Genomic DNA, 18,632 nt, shown 5'->3' with positions numbered 1-18,632 from the left:
GGTCGAAACACTCCGGCAGCTGATTTCCCCTCTCATCCGCGCTGACTCCTGAGGAGCGGTTCATGGTCGCCGAACCAAACCAGGCCGAAACGAACCACGACCTGTTCGAAAACGTGGCCGAGTTGGAGCCGAACGGCATCGAGGCGGCTGCGAAACTTCGGGAGGTGCACGGCGACCTGGTTAAGGCCGGTGCCACGTCGGACGCGGAACGCCTGCTGGCCCTGGACCGGGCGGCCGCCCGTCGCGACTACGCCGGCTTTGAGCGGATGATCGCCGTCGAACACCCGCTCGACGAACTTTCGGAGCTCAAGCACGCCCGGGCCCGCACACTGAACGGCTGGCGCAACGCGGCGGCCCTGGTGCCGCTCCTGATGACCTGGTGCTTCCTCGGCCTGGCCAGCTGGCACTACCACCGCCAACTTCAGGCGGAGCCGGAGTTGGCCACGCAGCCCTTCCTCATGCTCTGGGAGCAGCGGTTCGGCGGTGCCCCCGTCCTCACCTTCGCCGAGACGGCGCTCTTCGCCTTCCTCATGCTCGGGCTGGTGCTGGTCCTCACCATGCTGGCGCACCGGCGGGAGACCGAGGCCAACCGCGTCATCGCCGGGTTCCGCGCTCGGGTCGACGGCGCGCTCGGCGCGCTCGCCCTCGCCATCGAGATGAGCGCGGTCCGGTCGCCGATGACCGCCGAGGAGTGGGCTGCGGCCGCACAGCGGGTGCTCGGCGAGACCCAGCGCCTCATCGAGGCGGCGGTCCGGGACACCCGGGCCCTCGCCGAGACGAACATCCAACTCGCCACCGAGGGCCGGGAGGCGGTGACCGCCTTGTACGCCCAGGGCCGCACGGAACTCGCCGAACTGCACACCAAGGGGAGGGAGTTCGTCGGCGGACTGGCGGAGGAGACCCTGGCCACGATGGTCGCAGTACGCACCGAGAACGTCCAGCTGATCGCCGGCACGGCCGAGCAGGCCAGGGAGGTGCTCCAGCAGGCCGGCACGGCCAACCGGCAACTCATCGAGCAGCAGATGTCGCCGCTGTTCGAAGGGTTCCGGGAGTCGCTGCGGGAGTACCGGGCCGACCACGAGACGTACCAGACCAGCGCCGCCACGCTGGCTAGCGGGGTGACCGAGTTGGCGGCAGCGGCCCACCTGCTCGGCGGGAGCGTCGGGACGTACGCGGCCACCGCCACTTCCATCGACGAGCACCTGCGGCGGATCGACAACTCGCAGAGTGCCTTCGTGGCGCGGCTCACCGAGAACTCGCAGAGCATGACGACTGCGGCGACCGCGATGCGCGAGGCCACCGAGACGATGAGCGGCCGTCTCCGTGCCGACCTGGAGGCCCTGGCCGGCAACGTGGTCGCCGCCAGCAACAGGCTGGCCGAGGTCGATCGGGACCTGGTCACCACCGGCAGCGCCCTCGAACTGACCACCAGGGCGCTGCACGCGACCGCGACCAACCTGGACCGGGTCGCGACGGACCTGGCCGGTGTCGCGGCCGGCCTCGCGGCGGCCAGCGGCCGGGGCGGGTGGTGGGGACGCTGGATGCGACCCCTCGGCCGGTAGCGGAGCGAGACCGAAGTTCGGCCAACGGGTGCGGGAGGATGGCGCATGTGGTTCCTGGCTCGTAGACGGCACCGGTCAGCCGGACGGGCTTCGGGCAACGAGGTCTTCGGCACCATCGGTTGGCTCTTCGCCGATCTGATGTTCGCGCTCGCGATGACGTACCTCGTGGCGACGACGATGGGGGCGCCGCTCCTGCCGGAGCCCGAGCCGACCTCCTCGCCGTCCGCGTCCGCGTCGCCGTCGCCGTCGGCGACCCCGCCCCCCGAACCGGTGCTGGAACTCGCACCGGTCAGCATCCGGCTGACCTCGGTCGACTGGCGCGGCCTGCTGGCCAACGACCCCGGGGCGACCCGGGCGTTGCAGGACCGGGTCCGGTCCCACCCCGGCCTGAAGGACCGCCGGGCGGGGCTGGTGCTGACCTTCGGTGGCGCCTCGGGCGGCAACACCGACAGGGCGTTGCAGGTCGCCGGCCGGGCCAACGCCGCCCTCGCCGGGCTCGGCCGGGATCGGATCATTTTCCGGGGTACGGTCTACCGCCCGTTCCTCAGCCTCGCCTCGCCGCCCTCGACGCTCACCATCGACGTCTACCTGTTCAAGCTCTGACAACACCGGGTCAGGGCCGTGGCGGATGCCCTGATCAGGCGCTGATCGCTGATCACGTCTCCCACTCCACCGCCACGCTGTCCGTCGCCGCGGCGGTGAAGAGCCGGTGATGCGACTCGTCACCGGTGCCGCGCGGCAGCGCAACCGTCCGTTGACCGGTCACCGTCATGCCCGACGGTATTTCGGCGACCCGGATACCGTCGGCCCGGGCGCACGGGAGCCGCCCGGGCCGACTGACCAGGACCAGCGCGGGCAGCGTCACCGGTTGCTCGGTCCACAGGATCAGCTCCCGGCGTCGCCGGTTCAGGTGCCGGACCGCGTATCCGACCCGGACGCCGGGCCGCCGGATCCGCACGGGTACGCCCGAGGTCACGAAGTCCAGGCCGTCCCGACGTACCACGGCGGCGACGAGGACGTACAGCTCGCCGCCGTCGCCGGCCGGCACCTCGACACCGCCGTACGGCTCCCCGCCGAGCCGGTCGACCACGAGTTGGCCGGATGCGGCGGTCGGATCGACCGGCAGTCTCGCCGTGTCGTGCCCGACCAGTGCCGCCACCACCCCGTCTGGCCAGCGCCAACCCAGCCGAACCGTCGCGCCGCCGAACTCGCCTTCGACGTCGGCCGGCTCGTTGGTGTATGCGTACCGGCGGGGCCGGCCCACGTGCCCGGAGTGCTCGAACAGCAGCACCGGGAAGTACGAGCAGAGGTCCATCTCCGAATTGATCCAGACGTCATCGGCCGGTGGCCCGTCGCGCAGGATGAGGCCGTCCCGGTGCAGCGCATCCTCGGCCATCACCTCGCCCTCCCGGAGCCACCCGGCACCGGCCTGGCGGACGATCCAGACGACCCCGGCTTCTGCGGCCGGCCAGCGGAGCTGAACCCGGTGCCGGTACATGCCGGTGGTGGTGGGCTTCGCGGCGGCGGTCAGCGGCCCTGGCGGCAGCGGCCGCTCGATCGGGGTGACGTCGAGGACCACCCCGGGCGACCACCAGAGACCGTCGGCGGCATCCCGGTAGGCGACCCGTAGCGTGTACCGGTAGCGCATGCCCGTGCGGACCTCGGTGTCGACGGCCCGGCCCACCCCGAGCTCGGACAACACCACCCCGTCCGCCCCGGAGCCGAGTGCCGTCCGGCGCACCTCGACCCGGACGGCGTGCTCGGGTACCCGCCAGGTCAGCACCACCCGGCCCTCCTCGGCCGTGCAGCGTACGTCGGCGGCGTCGGCGGCGACGAGCACCGGCTCGGCGGCGGCCGGCGCGGAGAAGGTGCCCCGTCGCTCGGTGAAGACCGCGTACCGCAGGGTCCGGCCCGGCACCTCGGCCGCCCTGCGGTCCCGCCAGCTGGTTCTGACGGTCGTACCGACCCGCTGCTGGTCGGGCAGGTCCTCCACACAGCTCGGGGACCGCACGCCGACGCCTCGGACCACCACGTAGGAGATGTCCGGATCGAGGGAGGGCTGCCACTCCAACCGCACCCCGGCGGCCGGCCCGTCCACCACGGCGCGGACCCTCCGGGGCGGTTCCGGCGGAATGCGCTGGAGCTCGCCCCGGGCCGGTTCGAAGTCGTCGCAGACACGCAGCGCCTCGGCGTACAGCTCGGCCCGGGTAGTCGACGTGTGGTCAGGCTGCCGCGCCTGCCGGTAGTGCTCCCGGGCCTGGTCGACGGCTCGCTCGGCCTGGGACAGCAGTTGGTCCCGTTGCGGCAGGCCGTCCGGCGCGGCCCGCAACTGCTCTACGGCGGCGACGAATCGGCGCTCCCGGATCAGCCGCTCGACCGACGTCGCCGCCGTCGTGATCCGGTCCCGTGTCTCGTCCAGGGCCCGTCGTGTGTCGCGGAGCCGGACGGTCAGCTCGTCGGCCCGGTCGGGCGGGAGACGCCAGATCCGCTCCGCCCGTTCCAGGTCGAGCCGCGCCCGTTCCAGGTCGAGCCGCTCCGCCGCCGACCGCGCCTCCGCGAGGAGGCTTTCCACCAGCGGTCGCTGCCCGATCGGGAAACCGCAGCGGCAGCCGCCGCCGTACCGCGGCTCGACCTGTCCGCAGTTCGGGCAGGGGATCCGCAGGCTCTCCCCGCAGGTCTGGCAGACCTTCTCGCGGGGTTTGTTCAACTCGTGGCAGTACGCGCACTGGACCAGCCGGGCGAGCTGTCGCTGGGTCTCCTCTGCCGGCAGCTGCACCGGCCACTTCCGTGCCCGGAAGTATTCGACGAAGTAGCCCCTGGCGTGTTCGATGTCCTCGATCCCGCGATCCCGCGCCCGCCGCAGGAACAGCTCCACCTGGGGGGCGCTCACCTCAGCGGCGATGGAGAGGGTCTCCTCGAAGTCCGTGAGCAGGGACTGGAGTCTGGCCTGCCGCATCGAGACGTCGTGCCGGCGGTGCTCGTCATCGGAACCGAAGACGACCCGGGCGAGGCTGCTGAGCCGTTCCCAGTGCAGCACCTTGGGGTTGCGCTTGTCCTTGATCTTATGGGCCTTGTCGGCGAGCTGGTCGGCGGCGGCCAGCAGCACTTCCCGTGCGCTGGTGTGCGTGACCGCCTGGTCGACCTCATGCAACACGTCGTACAGCGACTGCGCCCTGACCCCGTCGAGATGGGTGAGGATCTCCGCTTCCCGGGCGGGGTCGAGCGGTGCCGGAACGTCCGAGAGCGCCTGGCGCAGCGGGGCCGCGGCCAGTCGTCTCTTGAGTTCCGGACTCGACTCGAGCACCTCGGCGAAGTCAGTTCGGAGCTTCGCCACCTCCTCCTCGAGCAGGAAACCCCGGACGAGCAGGAGATCGAGCCGGGCGGACAGCTCCGCGCGACGGGCGATCCGAGCGGCCTCCTGGAGCTGACCGGCCCGGGCCTGCTCCTGCTCCCGCCGCTCGGGGTCACGCATGACCCCGTCGATCTGCTCTTTCCAGAACAGCTTCGCCTTGGCCTCGCTGGCCCGCCGTCCGATACCGCCCGACGCTTTCGTCCAGCTCGCCCGCTGCTTCGCGAACTCACGGTTGAACAGCGCCTCGTCCCAGGGCACGGCGGGATCGAGCCCGAGCAGCAGGAAGAAGTTGGGCCGCTCCTCGTCCGGACCGGTCATGACGTTGGGGCGCCCTCGGTGATCTCCCGCGCGATCGTGCCGAGCACGGCGGTGAGCTGGCCGAGATCGGTGAAGAGCGCCTGTTCGTTCGAGGAGGCGATCCGCCGCAGAAACTCCCGATCGGCACCGCCGAACCCGACGGCGACGATGTCGATGTCCGCGCGGTGGCAGCGCTGCGCCTGCCGTACGGCGAGATCCTGCCGCGCCCACACCCCGTCGGCCAGCACCACTCCGAAGCGTAGGCCGGGCACCGACGCCAGCAGCTTGTGCAGCTCGTCGAATGGGTGGGTGGCGTTGCCGTAGCCGGTGCTCCCCACCTGGAGGTCACGGATCGCACCCTCGATCCGGGTGGCGTTGGTGGTCGCCTGCTGCCCCACCCGCACCCGGTCCGAGAAGGCGACGAGGCCGACCGAGGTGGTGGTGAGGTCCAACTGCCTGACGAAGGCCCGTGCCGCGCGCTGTGCCTCCAGCAGTGGCTCGCCCGCCATGCTGCCTGAGAGGTCGAAGGCCAGGTAGATGCTCTTCGGCTCGCGCGAGACCGTCCGGACCGGCGGTGCGAGGAACCGCTGCGGGATGTCCTCCGGCAGGCCGGCGACCTCCACCCGCAGCGCGCTGCCGGTGTGCCGCTCTGTCGCGGTCACCGCGACCATGGCGTTGTCGTCGTAGGCGTAGGTCAGGTCGACGACGACCTGACGCCGGCCGCGCGCCGGGAATCCGGTCACCAGGTACCGGCCCAGGTAGACGCAGGTGGCCGGGTCGTCGGTCTCGCCCTGGGTGAGGAAGACCTCCAGCAACTCCTTGCCGCTGCCGTCCAGGTGGAACTGGTACGGCCGGGTCTCCGCACCGGGGATGGACCGGTTGCGCGGCAGCAGGACGCTGTTGACATACCGGTCGCCTGCGGCATTCTCGGCGATCATGCCGAGGCCGTGCGCGACCACGTTGTGGATCTTTCGCGGCGCGTCGAGCCGCAGCTGCGGCTCGACCGGCACGGCGGAACCGTCCAGCCGCAGCCGCGTCTCCGCCTCCTGCTCCAGCAGGATCGCGGCCTGCGCCGCCGCACCGAGGGCCACCGCGTGATCGGGATGCACGCCGCCCATCGGCGGCCGGCCCGACAGTTGTTCGAGATGTCGTCGCACCATCGGCATCCGGGTCGACCCGCCCACCGGCAGCACCCCGGCGATGTCGGCCCAACCCAGCCCCGCCTCCCGGAGGACCTGGTCGATGAGCCGGCCGGTCTGGTCCAGCAGGTCCCGGCTGGCCTCCTCGAACGTCTCCCGGGCTATCCGGCAGATCAGCGACCGGCCGTTGACGACCAGCCGGAACTCCGCCGACTGCCGGGCGGAGAGGGCGCGCTTGAGATTCTCCACCTCGACCAGGAGCGCGTCCGGACCCTCCTCCAGAGCATCCGCCTCACCGGGGAACTCGCGCAGCACGAGCTGGGCCAGCCGGTCGTCCCAGTCCCGGCCACCCAGTTCGTGGTTGCCGGCGCTGCACAGCACCCGGATCTCGTCCGGTCCGATCCGGACGAGGGCGATGTCGAAGGTGCCGCCGCCCAGGTCGTACACCAGGACCGTCCGGCTGCCCGGCCCCGGGCGCAGCCCGTAGGCGAGGGCGGCGGCGGTGGGCTCGCTGATGATGCGGGGTACATCGAGCCCGGCGAGCCGGGCCGCCTCCATCGTGGCGGCCCGCTCGGGGTGGGTGAAGTACTCGGGCACGGTGACCACCGCCCGGCTCACCGGCCGACCGAGCGCCGCCTCGGCCTGCGTCTTGAGCTGGCCCAGCACCAGGGCGGAGAGTCTCGGCGCGCTCCACAGCTCGGCACCGAGCGGGAATTCGAAGGCCCGGTTGCCCATCGCCCGTTTGAACAGGTGCGCCACCTCGGTCCCGCCCCGGGCCTGCTCCCCCTTCGCGTGCGCCCCCACCACCGGGCGGCCGTCGACGAGACCGACCACCGACGGGGTGAGCGGCTCGCCCAGGGCGTTCGGGATGATCTCCGGATCCCCGTCCGGGTTGACCCACGCCACTGCCGAGTATGTGGTCCCGAGGTCGATGCCGACGGCGAGCGGCACCGGATCGCCGGCCGCGCCGGGCCGGCCGCTCAACCGATCACCCGGATGCTCTGCCCGTGCTCGATCGCGTCCGCGACCTGCTCGGCCGAGAGGGCCCGGTTGGTCTGGATGGTGGCGGTGACCTGCTTGCCGCCCGTGGAGTCGTCCCGGCCGGTGATGAGCAGCCGGCCCTCGTTGTCGAGCTGGAAGGTCACCTCGATCGGTGAGTTCGCCGGCAGCCCCGGAGCCAGTTCGAGGATCGCGTCGCCCACCTGCTCGCCGGTGCCGAAGTCCTCGACGTACTTCTCCCGCGAGGTGTTCTCGTAGATCTTCAGATCAACCGAGGGCTGCCCGTCGCGCAGGGTGCCGAAGGTGCCCTTGGCCTGCATCGGCAGCGTCTGCTGGGCCAGGATGAGGTTGGCGATGACCGGGGTCTTGTCCGGGCCCTTCAGCGCGCGGACCCCGAAGCTGTGACTGACCACGTTCTTGACCGTCATGCCGCCCAGTTGTTGCACCGTGTCCAGCCGCAGCCCGAGGTCGGTGGCGACGGCCTCCTCGGCCGCCTTCCGGACCTCCGCCGGTACGCGGGCGAGGTCGACCTGCTCCGGCGCGCAGTCGATCCCCTTGAGGATCTTGTTCCTGACCTTGTCGCCGATCGCGAGCTTCTGGCCGTAGATCGCGGCACCCTTGGCGACCGCCTGGTCCGGCTCGAAGCTCTTGATCTCAAAGGAGAACTCCGTCGTCAGCCGGGCAACGACCTGCGGCATTTTCGTCGAGCCGCCGACCAGCAACAGTCGGTCGACCTTCGGGTAGCCCAGCTCGTGGGCGGTCTGGAGCACCTGCCTGGTCAGGGTGACGGTGTCCTCCAGGAGATGCCGGGTCAGGTCGTCGAGCTTCTCCCGGGTCAGCGGCACCGTGACCTGCTGGCCGTCGTGCACCACCGGCACCTTTGTCTGAGTCAGGTTGCTCAGGGTCCGCTTGTGGCTCTCCGCCCGCAGCCACAGGTCCTGGACGGTCTCCGGTGAGTCGAGCGGGTCACCCGTTGCGCCCGGGTGCTCGGCCTGCCACTGCGCGGCGAGGTACTTGACGATCTCCGCGTCCCAGTCCCGGCCACCCAACTCGTGCTTGCCGTCGGTGGCGACCACCGTGATCGCCCGCTCCTTGACCTCGATGACGGTGACGTCGAAGGTGCCGCCGCCGAGGTCGTACACCAGGACCACCTGGTCCTCGGGGTGTTGGCTGCCGTAGGCGATCGCCGCCGCGGTCGGCTCGTTGATGACCTCCAGGACCTCCAGGCCGGCGATCCGGCCGGCCGCCGCGGTCGCCTCCCGCTGCGGAATGCCGAAGTACGCCGGGCAGGTGATCACCACCTTCTTCGGCCGTACTTCGTCGTGGCGCTCGGCGTCGTCAACCACCTTGCGCAGAATGTACGAGGAAATCTCCTCCGGGGAGTACTCCCGGCCGAAGAACTCCCGCCGCCATTCCGGCTTGCCCATCTCCCGTTTGATCATTTCGACGACGTTGTCGGCCTCCAGGACGGCGGTGTTCTTCGCCTCCCGACCCACGACGCGGGTCTGCTCGTCCTCGAAGAGCACGACGGACGGGGTGGTGAGCTCGCCCTCGATGTTCGGGGTGATGGTGGGTCGACCGCTCCGGTCGTCGAAGTGCGCGATGCAGCTGTAGGTCGTTCCCAGGTCGATGCCGTAGACGCGGCTGTCGGTCAACGGAGGGCTCCTTCGTCGGCTTCCGGGACGGCTGGTGGGGTCGGTGGGACGGTCGGCTCGATCGGTGGGCTCGGCGTGGCGTAGCGATACACGCTCACCCACTCCGAACGCAGCACCCTGTCGTGCCACTGGAAGCCCGGCCGCAACCGCTCGGCGATCCTGCGGTTCGCGGACGGGTCGCCGCTGGGCAGCACGCTGATCACCCGCTGCCGCGCGCGGTCGAGCGCGTCATTCTCCACCGTGAACGGCTCCACTCCGTTGCGGGCGAGGATCTGCTCGACGGCGTCCCGGAAATGGCCGAGCACCTTGGCGGTGTCCGCCGTGCAATCGGCCGACCCGCCGATCTTCGCCAGGTCGTCGTGCAGCGTGATCAAATCGATCAGGAGTGGGCGCAGTTGCAGTTGCGCCTGGTTCTCCCGATACGCCGTCAGCTCGTCGCTCATCGACCGGACCGAGTGCTCGCGTACCTCGTCATAGCGGATCTTGGCATCGAAGCTGGACTGCAAATTGCGAATCTCGTCGAGCAGCCGGTCGAGGGTTACGTCGGCGGCGTCGCCACCCGCCGCCGTGCCACCGACCGGGGCGCCGTCGGTCAGGGCATCCGGCCTCGACTCCTCGGCGGGCCCGAAGGGCGGCGTCGTCATCGGGGGATCTGGGCGTGGTCACCGGTGATCACGATGCCGCCGCTGATGGTGCCGGCGGCGACTGAACGGGTGCCCGAGGCGGTGACATTCGGCTTGGCCGCCTGGAGAATCCCGACGACATCCGCCCTGATCTGCTCATCCATGCGCAGAATATCCAAGATGCGCAGCTGAAGCGTTGCCAGCCGCTTTTCGTCGGACGTGTCGACGGCGAGGTCCGTTACCGCCGAGGTCAACGCCGGCGCCGACTCCGAACGCCCCAGCAGGCGACGGAGCAACTGCCCACCGACGCCGACCGTGGCGCTGGCTGCCGCTTCTTGGATCCGGTTCACCACGCCGGCGCCGTACGTTCCGACTGCGGCCGCCACGAACGGCACCACCGCCTCCGCCACCGGCGTCACACCTACGTCCATGTCGCTACCTCCGACCGATACTGCATACGGATTCGATGAGTACCACACACTGACGTCCATCGAGTCTCCGCCGAACGTCCGAACTGGCCGTTCATTGAGGACGGTTCTCGAACGCCTTGAACCTACTCCCAGTGGTCCAGCGGAGAATTTACGGGTTCACGTCAAGTCCGACCTATGGTTCAAGGTGCCCACGCGTCAGAGTCGGACGCACCCTGCATCCCCGCGCCGTCACCGTCAATGTGACTGCGCGGTACCCGAGCCGATCATGGTCTGATGGCAGTGGGGAGCAAGTTTCTGTGGCAGCACCGAAGAAGCACCCGACGAGCTGCGCCAGCGTGCTGTGCGTTGGTGCCGCGAGTCGGACCCGAACCCCTCATCCGGCGGCTGGCCGGGCAGCTCGGCGTGGATCACGAGGCCTCGCATAACTGAATCCGCCAAGCCGAGGCCAACGGGGCGAGCGGCATGACCGGGCCCAGCAGCGACGTGCTGGCCGAGAACCGGCGGCTGCTGAAGGAGAACGCGGAACTACGCCGGGCGAACAAGATATTGAAGTCGGCGAGCGTGCATCGCGCTGCGGAGCGCGACCCGACCCGGCACGGCCATGGCGCGGGCGCCGCCCCCATGCTTGGGGCTTGCCGGCTCTCCCCTGCGCGGCATTCCCGGCACCAGCTCCGACGGTGGCCCGTTCTAGCTAGTGGACCGGGGGAACGACGCCTACCATGAGCCGATGATCGAGCGAAGTCAGCGACGCGTGCCTATGCCGGTTGCCGCCGCATCGGTGATTTTGCTCGTGGCGATCGTGTTCCCGGCGACGACGATGTTTGCGAGTGGTCCATCCATGGTCATCGGGTTGATGCAGGTGCTTCTTCTCCTGGCGTTGGCTTACGGACTGTGGCGTGGTAGCGGGCGGGCCCGGTTTTGGGCAACCCTCTTCTCGACCGTCAGCGTTGTGTACGGCGTCGTCATGATCGCCGGGGCTGATGCCTTAGGGCTGCTAGAGATCGTTGGTGCGTCAGCCATCGTTGGCCTGTTGCTGGTGCCCGTATCGTCCCGGCGGTGGTTTCACGACTTGCCGGCGGAGGAGTAGCACTGGCCGTCGCCGAGGGCGGGGCGATCGCTGCCGCGCCGCTACCGGTCTGCCCCCCGGGTCGCGGGGCTCTGACCGACGTGCCATTAGCTAGGCCGGGGAGGGCCTATCCGTTCAGCCGCCCTCGCGGTAGCTGTCGCGGTCGAGTTCGGGAGCTACGCACACTCCGGCATCCCGCGCGTCCGGTCACCGGCGGCTGCGGCTGTCACCGCTCCTCTTGGTACGCCGTGCGCCGGGGCGTGACCGGCCGGAGGCCGCACGCGCGCCCCGGCGCGGGCACGGCGGCGGGCCACAGGCCCGCCCTTGATGTCGCCGCCGGAAGATGGACCAGGCGATGACGTCGGCGATGCGTCGGGCGGGTTCGGGTCAGGGCCGTCTAGTCAAGGTATTCCAGGGACTTGACGGGGCCGTGGCTAGGCGGCCACGTTGAGAAAGAACTTTTCGTGATCGCCACCCGGGGCGCCGAACTGGCAGTTGACTACCCCACCGCCACCGTTGGTGGAGGCCGTCACCCCGAAGCCGACCAGGCGCAGAAACGAATTCGGAAACAACGTCGACTCGAAGGAGAACGAGCCACCTGCCTGCGGGAGAAGCTTGAACGTCTCGTGGGTACCCACGTGGACCTGGCAGTTGACGGTCCCACCGCCCGGCCCCCCGGGGATCTGCGGCAACTCGGCGGCGTCCATGCGCAGATACACGTTCGAAAAGGTCGCCGACGCGAAGGCGAACGAGCCGTCGGCCTGCGGGAGAACCTTGAACTTCTCGTAGGGTCCCGCGCCAAACTGGCAGTTGACGATCCCACTGCCAGACCCGTTCCAGGCCGTCACCCCGGTGCCGTCCATGCGCAGATACACGTTCGGAAAGGTCGTCGACAGGATCGTGATCGGTGCTTTTCCGGGCGCCGCGAGGTCCGCCACTGACAACGGCATGAGAGGTCCTCTCCTTCTTCGGGAATTCTCACTCACGATAGTCGGATCGTTACGGAGAGATAAACCCTGGCGTTTGGCGAAGGGCGAACGTAACGACGAGGGTGGACGGATGTGACAATACCGAAATGCAACGCCATGCCGGAATTCTCCCCGAGCGGCGAGGATCCCCTGCTGGAGTTAGCCGTGCTGGCGGGTGACGGGCGTAGCGTTATGAGTGATCTATAAGCCGCTCGATGGCATTAGCCGCTTCACTGACTGATACAGCCTCGGTGTCGATCCGCATGTCTGCGACCGGCAGGCCCTGACAGACAGGTTCAACGGAAGGCCCGGATCGGTGATCCGATCCGGGCCTTCTCTTGCTCAAAAACACGACATTACTAATTGCTAATCAATGGTGAAGGTGGGTGTAGGAAATGGGTAATCGTCGTCAAGGGTGGGAATGGCGGGTTGCGGGTTGGGCCACGCGTCACCCGGGCTTCGTGGCTGCTCCGGCCGCTGTGGCTGCTGGTGTGGCGCAGCTCGGGGCGGTGACCACGGGTGGTGTGGTGGCGGGTGCGGTCGCGGCGGGTGTGGGCTGGTACCGGGGTCACCCCGACTCGTGGTCGACGGTGGCGGTGCCGCAGTTGCGGGCGGTTCGTCGTCGGTGGCTGTCGCGGTCCTACCTCGGGCCATGGTGGGCTCGGGTGACTGAGGCGTGCAACCTGGTCACGGTGCACCGGGTCACGGGCGTGATCAACGTGCCGCGGATCATCCGCATCCGGTCGCACTCCCCGTCCACGGAGACGGTGTACGTGCGTCTCCTCCTCGGGCAGACGCCGAAGCTGTGGGAGGAAGCCGCCGACGCCCTGGCCGTCGCGCTCAAGGCGGAACGGGTCGGTGTGGAGCGGGTCCGCCCTCAGATGATCGCGCTGATCGTGCAGCGTTCCGAGCCGTTCACGCAGGTGATCGTCCCGCCGGACCTGCCGGGCGACGCCGACGCGACCAGCCTGGGCCGGGTGTACCTGGGCGAGACCGAGCACGGCACCGACTGGTACGCGCCGCTGATCGGTCAGCACTGGCTGGTCTCCGGTGCCACCGGGTCGGGCAAGAACAGCATCACGTGGATGGCGTTGCGGGCGTGCGCGCCGTTGATCCGTGACGGCCTGGTGCGGGTGCACGTGGTCAACCCCAAGGGCACCGAGTTGAACGCCCTGCGGCCGGTGTCCTACCGGTACGCCGAGACCGACGCCGACATCGTGGAACTGATGGGCGCCTTCTGGGAGACCATGCAGGGCCGCAAGAAGGTCTTGGCCGAGCAGGGGCGCCGGACCTTCGAGCTGTCGCGGGAAACCCCCCCTCGACCTGCTGATCATCGACGAGTTGGGGGCGGTGACCGGCTACGGCGATCGGTCGTTGACTCGGGGCGTCCAGGCGGTGTTGCCGCTGATCCTGTCGCAGTCCCGGGCGTTGGGCGGCAGCGTGATCGGCGCCCTCCAAGAGCCCACCAAGGTGCCGAAGCATCCCACCGGCCAAGATCAAATCTGAGTTGTGCCCAAGTTGTGCCGGATGATCTTCAGTCGGAGTTCTTGCAGCTCAGAGTGGGTATGTGGTGGGCCGGAGGTACCACCATGCGAACCACACCGCCACGATCGCCGGCAACCCGCTGCCCCTAGATTTGCCCAGCCTGCGGGCGCCGAACGGTGCTCGATGACCTCGGCTTGCCGAGCGGTGCGGTTCGCCGGAACGACTCGCCTCGTCGTACGTGATGTCGGCTGAGGCTCGCGGGGATCAGGCGATCTGACGGAGGTCGCTGCCGTAGTCGAAGATGATCCGCATCCGGGCGCCGAGCGCTCGTGCGTACCGACTGAGGGTGGCCACCTCGTTGGCGTCCAGGTCGCCGTTTTCGATCTGGCTCACCCGACCGGGCGTGACTCCCATCAACTCGGCCACCTGCCGCTGGGTGAGACCGAGACGCTTGCGCTCCTCGGCGAGGTGGAACGCGCTGACCCACGCCTCGGTGCGGGCACGTTCGGCGTCGAGCGCGTCGTCGTCCCCGTCGTGCAACTCGGCGCGGATGTCGTCCCAGTCATGGAAGTCGACCATCAGCCCTCCCTCCGTTTCCTCTCGAAGGCTAGCCAACCCTCGTAGGCGACCTCGGCGATCGGGATCGCGTTCTCGTACCACCGCGTCCAGTCTCCGGCCTTGTTACCGGCGACCAACAGCACCGCCTGCGACCATGGATCAAAGACGAACAGAAGCCGGATGGCGACGTCGCGGCCGGATCTCGGCCGCAGCTCCTTGAGGTTGCTGATGCTCGAACCCCGGAGAGTGTCGACCAGCGGACGCCCCAGACCCGGACCGGTCTCGGCGAGCATGTCGATCGCCGCGTTCACTGACCGGTACGCCGCCGGGTCGGTCTGACGCAGGGCCCGTAACCAGTCACGGACATCGCCTGTCGTCCTGATCGCCCAGCGGCGGACTGGCCCATTGGTCACGGGACAACTATAGCTCAGGCTATACATGGCCCATCCCTGTCATGACCAACCCAGCAAAAAAGGTGCAGAACCCTTGCTGCGAGGCTATGTCCCGGTCATGCGAACCACGGAAGCGCAGGTCAACAGCGACATCACGTTATGCGGTAGGCCGGACGTTGCACCATGCGAACCAGCCCACCGTCGTCCCCGGTCACCCACTGACGGGACGTTTGGCCAGCTCAATGGGCATTCGGCCAAGCGGTCAGCCTGGTTTGCACCCGCCGTCAGCCGTCGCGGGCGGCCGCGCTACCAAGCCGGAGGGCCGCGATGGCGTCCGCCCGCTGCCGCCGCGCGAGCCCGCTCCAGGTGTTATTCCTGGCGATAGTTGACGATCACGTCGGTCAGGAGCGCCACGAATCGACTCGCTGTTCCGGAGTGAAGTGTGTGGTCATCGGCGCGGCCAGGGCGAGCTCGGGTAGCGTTGGCCGCCGCGACCACGGGTTGGATTTTGCGTTTGGCCACATCACCTTCGTAGGCCGTTCGGCTCGTGAATGTCGAAATCCGTTCGGCCACTGCGGCGACGGAGGGTTGCCTGCCCCAGTGCGGCTCAGCCATCGTCGGAGGGCGGTTCTCGGTCGCTGCCGCAGAAGTGTGGTGCTTTAGTGGTCGGATGCCGCTTCCGCTGTACGCGCCGCCGGTCCTGCGGTCGTCCCGCTCGCCGAACCCCTTCGACCGAGCGCAGGCGACGCGGCTGCGGATTCTGATAGACGCACCGCTGGTCGCCGGGCCGGTTGACGGTGCCGGCGACTACCACGGCTACCCGTTCCTGCCCGGCGGCAGCACCGGCTACCCCGACGCAGCGACGGTCCTGCGCAGCTACTTCACCCATCCCAGGCTTGAGATCCTGCGGATAAGTGAGGACCTCGCCGAGGTCGGTGACGTGGTCCTCGGCGAACCAGAACCGCTCGATCCGGATTCGCTGTCGTTCGAGGTCAAGACGGATCGCGGGGAGCGCTACACCGGGATTGACTACTACGGAGAGGCTGTCGAGGAAGGCGCCGCGTTCGCGTCACAGCATGGCATCACGCTGGATGAGGGTCTGCAGGCGGCGCTGCTCTATCGGGTCGGTGCCGTGCTGGAAGCCGACCTTATCGTAACCGACCGGGAGTGGCTGCTCGCCGAACGCGGCCGGCCGCACGGTGACTTCCTGGCACCCCTGGTCTCATCAGCGGAGGCACTCGCGCTGATCGGCCTCTACCTACGTTGGCATCGCCAGCCGGTGATCGTCGGCGGCGCCGTCGCCGAGTGGCATCCCACGGCGATGCGCAGCAGTGGCGCGTATACGGCCATGCCTGCCTTCGAACGGTGGAACCAGGCCGGACGGGCCTGGCACGACCGCTCCGGCGGTGACCTGCGGATCGAGAACCTCAACAAGACGCTGCTGACCCGCGTCTCGCGGGCCTTCCAGTTCCGCGACAGCGTGTTCGCGCTTGCAGCGACCATGGCCGGGTTCGAGCCGGAGGAACTGCTCTGCGAACTGGATTCCCTGCTGTTCTCCCTCGTCGGCGCCTTCGACGTCGCCGCCCGGATCACCGATCTGCTGCTCGGCATGAACGGCGGACGAAGCGTCGGCTGGCAGTACACCAAGAGCAACGGTTGGCAAAAGCGGCTCGAGCCGATCGCGGAAGACCTCTACGATGCCACTGCGGCCGGCACCGAGATGCAGCGCGCCTTCCAGGTCCTGCGATGGCTACGCAACAGCGTCCATAACGAGGCGCTCGACCTGACCAGGGAGAAACAGAGGTTCTACGTCACCGTGGAGAGCGGAACCCAGGACGACCTCCGTGGCTTCCTCCGCGAAGGGCACACCGGATGGGACGCCGCCGATCTCGGGATCCGCGTCCAGCCGCCCGGCGGCGCCACTGCGGCGAAATGGCTGCCTGGCACCGGCCGTTACAGCGTCACCGTGCGGCGGACCGGCGCGCCCCGGCCCGCCGACCCGCTCGAGGGCACGCTCATATTCGAGGGCCGACAGCTCATCAACAAGCTGTTCCCCGCCTGCCTGAGCGCACTCGACCAGATCATGCTCCGCACTCCGCTAACCGGCGTGCCTGGATACCACCCAGGGCTGGACCAGCCCTCCCGGGCCAATCTCCCGTGGAACCTCAGTGACACAACCGGACATCGGCTGCGATTCCTGTACGGCATCACCGAACTCACGTAGCCACGTCGGTGGCGAGGCGCCGCGTTCACGGGTGGAGCAGTCCGACTAACCTCAACGGCGGTAGCCGATCGAAAGGCCAGGGATGGACGACGCCATTCAGTTGATAAGTGACGGTCACGGCCTGGCGGTCATCGGTAAGGCGCAAGCCGTCGAGCTGTTCCTTGTCGAAAACGGCTGGTGGACCGAATCGCAGGACTTCCGCGAGCAGGCCAACGCGATCCTGGGGGCCGGGGCCGCGATCGTCGCTGAGGGCACGGAGATCGCAGCGGGCGCATTCCGGTGGGTTCAACTAACCGAGGACTCGGCGGCGCTGTGTGAGAAGTTCGGCTTGCGCGCTGACTTCGGGACGGGCGCACCGACCGGCGTGATCAAAGGCGTCAAGGGTCGTATCCGCACGTACGTGCAGTTCGCGAAAGAGCCGGGGTCGTTGCTGAACCCGGCGGCGGTCGCGGGCGTCGCCGGGATCATCTCGCAGCTCGCGGCCCAGCAACAGATGGCGCGGATCACCGCCTATCTGTCGCGGATCGACTCCGGTGTCACCGACATCCTCGCTAACCAGGAGATCCGCGAGCTGGCCGCCATGTACAGCATCGGTTCGACGATCGACCGGACGATGACAATCCGGGAAAAGACAATAGAGGTGTCGGGGACGCTGTGGTCCACCGTGCAAGGCGGGTACGAGACGATCAGGACCGCGCGCGGGTACGCCCTCGGTCAGCTCGAACGGATCGTGAAGAAGCTGGAGAGCCAAACCCGAATCGCGACTCTCGCGGAGGAAGCCAGCAAGGCCGAACGTGAAGCACACCGGTGGCTGGTCGTGATCGCCCGGTCGTTCCAGCTAGAAGACGGCCTCAACGTGATCGAACTTGACCAGGTGCGCCGGGAAACCCCCGACCGGGTCGACGCCTACCGCGCCGGTGTCCGCGCCGACCGGCGCAAGCAGCTTGACCACATCCTTGAGCGCACCACAGCGCTACGGGCGCGGATGGACACCGTTGTCGGCACCGCCAATGCGAACGTCTTCAGGCACCCGTGGAAGTCGCCGGCGGTCATCGACGCTAGTAACCGGCTGTCCGCGCTGGTCACGGATCTGTACGGGCTGGTCGGTATCGATGCGGGACCTGGCGAGCTGTGGCAGGCACAGCCGTGGCAGCAAGCCGCGACGGAGAAGGTCATCGAGCACGGCCCGGCCGTAGCGACCACCGCCGTCGCGGGAGCCATTGTCGTCGGCAAAGTGGTGCGAACGCCGGAGCTGCGGACCGTGGCGGTCAAGGCTGTCCATCAGGTGATGCGCCGTATCACCTGACGCCGACTGTAACGGCACCCGCTTCATCAAAGCGGGGGAAACTCGTCCCATCGGCACTCCTCCAAGAACTCCGCCACCAACCGCCACCGTCGCGTCCCATCGGCCCCGACGAGCAGGGCACCCAACCGCGCCACCGTCAGCGGCTCATACCGTGCAGCACGCTTCCTCACACCCCTGACGGTAGTACTCCCGGAGACGCAATCAGGGCCAGCACAGCCTGCGCAACCAGGCCTGCTCCGGTAGCACGACACGCCGACGTATGCCCTATCCGGCTCATCGTGGGTCACCCGCCGCAGCGCCGCCGGGCTGACCGGGAGCAGCATCGGCGCTGCGACTCCGGTCACCCGACCACCACTCGTGAATCAATACGGTCAGTGCGGTCACCCGCCTACGGTCGGCCCTCGCCGTTATGGGGAGTCCTCGGTCTCGCACCACCACGATCGGTGTACGGCGCTCCGTCCCCGCCATGCCAGAACAACGAAGACACCGGCCACACAGGAGCGAGACCCTCCGCCGCTCACGCCCGACCACTCCCATTCGCGGACACCCACTGCGGATCAAACCCCTGCCTCTCG

13 protein-coding genes and 2 pseudogenes are annotated in these 18,632 nt (G+C 68.8%); 7 read left to right on the top strand and 8 right to left on the bottom strand.

The genetic code is table 11. The features are described 5' to 3' along the window. Window positions 1-62: 62 nt before the first annotated feature. Together ABT023_RS09810 and ABT023_RS09805 are read left to right on the top strand one after the other, a co-directional pair. Window positions 63-1,562: a hypothetical protein gene (locus ABT023_RS09810; protein WP_350883594.1), complete on the top strand. Its 1,500-nt coding sequence runs from the start codon at window positions 63-65 to the stop codon at window positions 1,560-1,562. 45 nt (window positions 1,563-1,607) lie between these two features. Continuing rightward, window positions 1,608-2,165 carry a hypothetical protein gene (locus ABT023_RS09805; RefSeq protein ID WP_350883592.1) on the top strand — a complete coding sequence of 186 codons (558 nt, stop codon included), beginning with the start codon at window positions 1,608-1,610 and terminating at the stop codon, window positions 2,163-2,165. Between the two features lie 52 nt (window positions 2,166-2,217). Here the strand turns inward: ABT023_RS09805 and ABT023_RS09800 are convergent, their stop codons facing one another. Genes ABT023_RS09800 through ABT023_RS09780 form a run of 5 tightly spaced genes read right to left on the bottom strand, consistent with a single transcriptional unit; the run spans window position 2,218 to window position 10,058 of the window. Further along, entirely contained in the window at window positions 2,218-5,232 is a 3,015-nt protein-coding gene (locus ABT023_RS09800; protein ID WP_350883590.1) for a hypothetical protein, read from the bottom strand. Beyond that, window positions 5,229-7,334, bottom strand: a complete 2,106-nt coding sequence (locus ABT023_RS09795; protein ID WP_350883588.1) for an Hsp70 family protein — start codon at window positions 7,332-7,334, stop codon at window positions 5,229-5,231. The genes ABT023_RS09800 and ABT023_RS09795 overlap by 4 nt, the downstream gene beginning before the upstream one ends. Further along, entirely contained in the window at window positions 7,331-9,004 is a 1,674-nt protein-coding gene (locus ABT023_RS09790; protein ID WP_350883586.1) for an Hsp70 family protein, read from the bottom strand. Before ABT023_RS09790 ends, ABT023_RS09795 begins: the two co-directional genes overlap by 4 nt. Then, window positions 9,001-9,648 (bottom strand): nucleotide exchange factor GrpE, encoded by a 648-nt coding sequence (locus ABT023_RS09785; protein ID WP_350883584.1) that lies wholly within the window; start codon window positions 9,646-9,648, stop codon window positions 9,001-9,003. The genes ABT023_RS09790 and ABT023_RS09785 overlap by 4 nt, the downstream gene beginning before the upstream one ends. Next, window positions 9,645-10,058, bottom strand: a complete 414-nt coding sequence (locus ABT023_RS09780; RefSeq protein WP_350883583.1) for a hypothetical protein — start codon at window positions 10,056-10,058, stop codon at window positions 9,645-9,647. Before ABT023_RS09780 ends, ABT023_RS09785 begins: the two co-directional genes overlap by 4 nt. A 429-nt stretch (window positions 10,059-10,487) precedes the next feature. Here ABT023_RS09780 and ABT023_RS09775 point away from each other — a divergent pair. Together ABT023_RS09775 and ABT023_RS09770 are read left to right on the top strand one after the other, a co-directional pair. Further along, a pseudogene (locus ABT023_RS09775) lies at window positions 10,488-10,622 on the top strand (IS3-like element ISMyma3 family transposase); the annotation flags it as partial. Window positions 10,623-10,785: 163 nt separating this feature from the next. Further along, window positions 10,786-11,145, top strand: coding sequence for a hypothetical protein (locus ABT023_RS09770; protein WP_350883581.1), 360 nt, complete (start codon window positions 10,786-10,788; stop codon window positions 11,143-11,145). 413 nt (window positions 11,146-11,558) lie between these two features. On the opposite strand, the gene ABT023_RS09765 is transcribed toward ABT023_RS09770, so the two are convergent. Continuing rightward, complete coding sequence (locus ABT023_RS09765; protein ID WP_350883579.1) at window positions 11,559-12,074, bottom strand: fascin domain-containing protein; 516 nt, start codon at window positions 12,072-12,074, stop codon at window positions 11,559-11,561. 683 nt (window positions 12,075-12,757) lie between these two features. Between ABT023_RS09765 and ABT023_RS09760 the strand changes: the two are divergent. After that, window positions 12,758-13,562, top strand: a pseudogene (locus ABT023_RS09760) (ATP-binding protein); the annotation flags it as partial. A 279-nt stretch (window positions 13,563-13,841) separates the two neighbouring features. Here the strand turns inward: ABT023_RS09760 and ABT023_RS09755 are convergent. Continuing rightward, the gene (locus ABT023_RS09755) at window positions 13,842-14,156 is read right to left on the bottom strand and encodes a transcriptional regulator (protein WP_132405216.1); all 315 of its coding nucleotides are present in this window, start codon (window positions 14,154-14,156) and stop codon (window positions 13,842-13,844) included. Beyond that, on the bottom strand, window positions 14,156-14,548 hold the full coding sequence (locus ABT023_RS09750; RefSeq protein WP_350883577.1) for a type II toxin-antitoxin system RelE/ParE family toxin: 393 nt from the start codon (window positions 14,546-14,548) through the stop codon (window positions 14,156-14,158). Before ABT023_RS09750 ends, ABT023_RS09755 begins: the two co-directional genes overlap by 1 nt. Before the next feature lie 649 nt (window positions 14,549-15,197). On the opposite strand from ABT023_RS09750, the gene ABT023_RS09745 reads away from it, so the two are divergent. After that, window positions 15,198-16,751, top strand: a complete 1,554-nt coding sequence (locus ABT023_RS09745) for a hypothetical protein (RefSeq protein ID WP_350883576.1) — start codon at window positions 15,198-15,200, stop codon at window positions 16,749-16,751. Between the two features lie 82 nt (window positions 16,752-16,833). Next, window positions 16,834-18,057, top strand: coding sequence for a hypothetical protein (locus ABT023_RS09740; RefSeq protein WP_350883574.1), 1,224 nt, complete (start codon window positions 16,834-16,836; stop codon window positions 18,055-18,057). Window positions 18,058-18,632: the final 575 nt, after the last annotated feature.

The sequence above is a fragment of the Micromonospora sp. NPDC002296 genome, from assembly GCF_040296145.1.
Classification (GTDB): domain Bacteria; phylum Actinomycetota; class Actinomycetes; order Mycobacteriales; family Micromonosporaceae; genus Micromonospora.
This window is presented reverse-complemented; position numbering and strand designations above follow the sequence as displayed.